The sequence below is a fragment of the Microbacterium sp. 13-71-7 genome, from assembly GCF_002257455.1.
In the GTDB taxonomy this organism is placed as follows: domain Bacteria; phylum Actinomycetota; class Actinomycetes; order Actinomycetales; family Microbacteriaceae; genus Microbacterium.
The window spans coordinates 1-3,267 of record NZ_NCKN01000335.1 but is presented as its reverse complement, the minus strand read 5'-3'; the positions used below and the strand labels follow the sequence as shown (position 1 = coordinate 3,267).

At 71.5% G+C, this 3,267-nt stretch carries 3 protein-coding genes; 1 reads left to right on the top strand and 2 read right to left on the bottom strand.

Annotated features, from left to right (window positions below):
- Window positions 1-101: 101 nt before the first annotated feature.
- Both B7X32_RS19775 and B7X32_RS19770 read right to left on the bottom strand, forming a co-directional pair.
- On the bottom strand, window positions 102-944 hold the full coding sequence (locus B7X32_RS19775; RefSeq protein WP_292723670.1) for a PfkB family carbohydrate kinase: 843 nt from the start codon (window positions 942-944) through the stop codon (window positions 102-104).
- A 38-nt stretch (window positions 945-982) separates the two neighbouring features.
- Entirely contained in the window at window positions 983-1,762 is a 780-nt protein-coding gene (locus B7X32_RS19770; RefSeq protein ID WP_292723668.1) for a GntR family transcriptional regulator, read from the bottom strand.
- A gap of 157 nt (window positions 1,763-1,919) precedes the next feature.
- Between B7X32_RS19770 and B7X32_RS19765 the strand changes: the two genes are divergently transcribed.
- Window positions 1,920-3,267 (top strand): MFS transporter (locus B7X32_RS19765; protein ID WP_292723665.1); only part of this gene is annotated, 1,348 nt, incomplete at its 3' end.

Below are 3,267 nucleotides of genomic sequence, written 5' to 3'. Positions count from 1 at the left end.
ACCGGTATTCCGGGTCGTCTCCCGCCCAGGCGCAGCGCGGGAGGTCTTCGGCGAGGGGCGTCGTCATGAATCCAGGCTAGAGGCGGGCGCCGACACCCGGCTCACTCGGCGGGCAGGTACTCCCCGAGCCCGGCGAGCAGCGGCTGCGACCGCGGATCCGCGACCGCCGCGGCGCCCACCGCGCAGGCCGCCGACAGCGCCCGCTGCGGGGCGATGCCCGAGGCGAGCCCGATCGTGAGGGCCGCGCAGAACGCGTCCCCGGCGCCGACGCTGTTCACGACGGTGGTCTTCACCGCCGGAGCGGACGCGACGAGCTCCCCGTCCTCGAAGAGCTTCGCGCCCTCGCCGCCGTAGGTCACGGCGACCCGGCGCGCGGTGCGCAGGGCCGGCAGCAGCGCGTACTCGGTCTCGTTCACGATGATGAGATCCGCGCGCTCGACGACCGCGGCGGGCAGCTCGATCGCGGGGGCGGCGTTGACGGCGAAGTACCCGCGCGCGGCCTCCGCGAGCGCGGCGATCACCTCCATCGAGATCTCCAACTGCGCGAGCACGGCCTCATCGGATCCGAACTCGACCCCGTCCAGGGTCACCTCGCCGTTGGCGCCCTCGCACACGGCGATCTGGTTCTCGCCCTCGGCGTCCACGACGATGAGCGCCACGCCGGTGGGCTCCGCCGCGCGGCGCACCGCCTGCGTGTCGACGCCTGCGGCCGCGAGCTCCTCGATCATCCAGGATCCGTCGGCGTCGGAGCCGACCGCGCCGACCATCCGCACGGCAGCGCCCAGTCGGGCGGCCGCGGCGGCCTGGTTGGCGCCCTTGCCGCCCGCCTCGCGCGACAGGCGTCCTCCGCCGATGGTCTCCCCCGGCTCCGGCAGCCGGGCGGTCCGGGCGGTCAGGTCGACGTTGATGCTGCCGACGACGGCGAGGGCGAGCGGTGCGGTCATGAGGACTCCAGTTCCTGAAGGCGGGACGAGGCGATGCGTCACTGCGCGGTCTGCACGACCGAGAGCACGCCCGCTTTCCCGGAGACGATGCACTTGGCGAGGTAGACGGGGACGCCGCCCGAGGAGACGGTCTGGGTCAGGATGAGCACGGGGTCGCCCGGCTTGAGTCCGAGCAGCACGCCGCGGGTGCGGCCGACGACGTTGACCGTGATCTCGCACACGCCCGCCCCGAAGACGGCGCCACGGGCGGCGAGGGCCGTCATGAGACTCGTCGGGTCGCCGGTCGCCTCCTCGAGCACGGCCGCGATCTGCGGGCTCGCGTCGGTGAGGTAGCGCCCTGCGGGGAGGTGCTCCTGCAGGATGGCGATGGGTTCACCGGCGCGCTCGATCACGCTCTCCCGGAACCAGGTGTTCGCCGCATCGTCGAGGCCCAGGTGACCCGACACGTAGTCCGTGGTGGGCTGCACAACGAACTCGAGCTGGCGGACGCCGACGTCCTCGCCGCCTTCGGCCAGAGCCGCCTCGAGGGGGCGCAGCTCTTCCAGGCCGACCGTGGGGAGGTCCTCCGCGACGAAGCGGCCGATCCCGCGGCGGGTGAGGATGAGGCCGTCCTCCTCGAGCAGCATGAGCGCTTCGCGGACGACCGTGCGCGAGACGCCCAGCGAGACGCCGAGCTCCGTCTCGCGCGGCAGCGCGGATCCGAGGGAGAAGACGCCGGACCGGATCCCCTCGGCCAGGCGGGAGTAGACGGCCACGCGCAGCGGCTGGCCCACCGGTGCGGTCAGCGGCCGGGCCAGGAACTGCTCGACGTCCGTCATCGGATCTCCTCCACCGCCCGCCAGGGCCCTCCGGATCCGGGCCGCACTCGCCGTTCATTCAAGCACGGAAACGCTCACTTGCAGATGTTCTACCTCAGAGGTATAACATCATATAACCCGAGGGAGCGATGCTCCCTTCCTTGACGAAGGAGTCATTGTGCAGCTCTCCCCCGCACCAGCGCTCGACCGCCCGGCGCCGATCCGCGGCGGCCGCTCCGTCGTGCTCGTGGCGACCCTGATCCTCACGGTCGTCGCCTTCCAGCTGAACTCGAGCATGATCAGCCCTGCCCTTCCCGACATCGCGAAGCAACTCGGCGCGCCGATGGACGCCGTCTCGCAGGTCTCGTCGCTGTTCTTCCTCGCCGGTGCCGTCGGCGGCATCGTCCTCGCGCGCTGGAGCGACTTCATCGGCCGCAAGCGCGCCCTGCTGGTCGTGCTCGCGCTCATCGTGCTCGGCACTCTGCTCTGCCTCGCCTCGCCCAACCTCCCCGTGCTGCTGCTCGGCCGGGTGCTGCAGGGCGCGTCGAGCGCCGCGTTCCAGATCTCCTACGTGATCCTCGCCGAGACCCTTCCGGCCGCGGTCTTCCCGACCGTGCTCGGGATCCTCACCGCGATCAACGGCGGCGTGGGCGGCGTGGACGGCTGGATCGGAGGCCTCCTCGCCGATGCGTTCGGGTTCCGCTCCCTCTTCGTCGTGATCCTCGCAGTCGCCGTGATCGCGATCGTGAGCGTGGCGCTCGCCGTGCCGCGCGACGGCGAGCCGTCCTCGACGGGACGCATGGACTGGTGGGGCGCCGCCGCCCTCTCGCTCGGCCTGATCTGCCTCACCTACTTCGTCTCGACCGGATCCGGCCAGGGCTGGTTCGCACCGCTCACGCTGGTCTTCCTCGCCGGCACGGCCGTGGCGCTGCTCGCCTTCGTGGCGATCGAGAAGCGCCGGCGCACGCCGCTCGTCGCGGTGCAGCACCTGCGGTCGCGTCAGGTGTGGCCGGTCATCGCCGTCACCGTGCTGACCCTGTCGAGCGTGTTCGCCGTGATCAACTTCACGATCGTGATCCTCAGCCAGAACCAGGCCGTCGGCTACGGCGTGAACGCGTCGACCTCCGCCCTGCTCTACCTCACGCCGCCGGCGCTGATCGGCCTCGCCGCCGCCCCGCTGTCCGGCTGGCTCGCGGGCCGGTTCGGATGGATCCGGATGCTGCGACTCGGCCTCGTGCTCTCGATCGCGGCGCTCGTCGTGGTCGCGCTGTTCCCGTTCAGCCCCTGGACCGTGTTCGCGATGTTCGCGGTGCTGGGCGTCTCCTACAACGGCATCGTGCTCACCACGACGAACGGGCTCGGCGTGCTGCAGTCCCCGAGCGAGGCTCCCGCGATCCTGCCGAGCATGAACGGCACCGCCTTCGGCTTCGGTGCGAGCCTCGGCATCGCGATCGTCGCGCCGTTCGTCATGTCGGGCGACTTCGTGCTGGCACTCTGGATCTCTGTGGGGATCAGCGTGCTCGCCC